This is a genomic window from Corynebacterium sp. UMB6689 (assembly GCF_030215295.1).
Taxonomy (GTDB): Bacteria; Actinomycetota; Actinomycetes; order Mycobacteriales; family Mycobacteriaceae; genus Corynebacterium; species Corynebacterium aurimucosum.
The window spans coordinates 1-292 of record NZ_JASOLS010000136.1 but is presented as its reverse complement, the minus strand read 5'-3'; the positions used below and the strand labels follow the sequence as shown (position 1 = coordinate 292).

Here is a 292-nt window from a genome sequence, read left to right as displayed (position 1 = left end):
GCTTGTATCGTCGCCGGACGTAAAACGAGTTTATCGAGTCGTGGCGTAACCACAGGAGGTATAAAATGTCAGAACAAGAAAAGCAAACTGTAGATGAGATTGCTAATAATCAAGAAACAAATCCGGAAGAAAAAGATAATAAGGAAGAACGCACCTTCACCCGTGACGATCTGGCCAAAATGATTGGGGCAGAACGTAAAAAGTGGGACGAAGAGAAGGCGCAAGAGATCGAAGAAGCTAAGTCAGAAGCTGAACGATTGGCTAAGCTATCTAAGGATGAACGTGAAAAGGA

The 292-nt window shown here is 43.5% G+C and carries 1 protein-coding gene; it reads left to right on the top strand.

The features are described 5' to 3' along the window. Positions 1-65: 65 nt before the first annotated feature. The coding region (locus QP363_RS12965; RefSeq protein WP_284797032.1) for a hypothetical protein at positions 66-292 on the top strand (227 nt) is incomplete at its 3' end.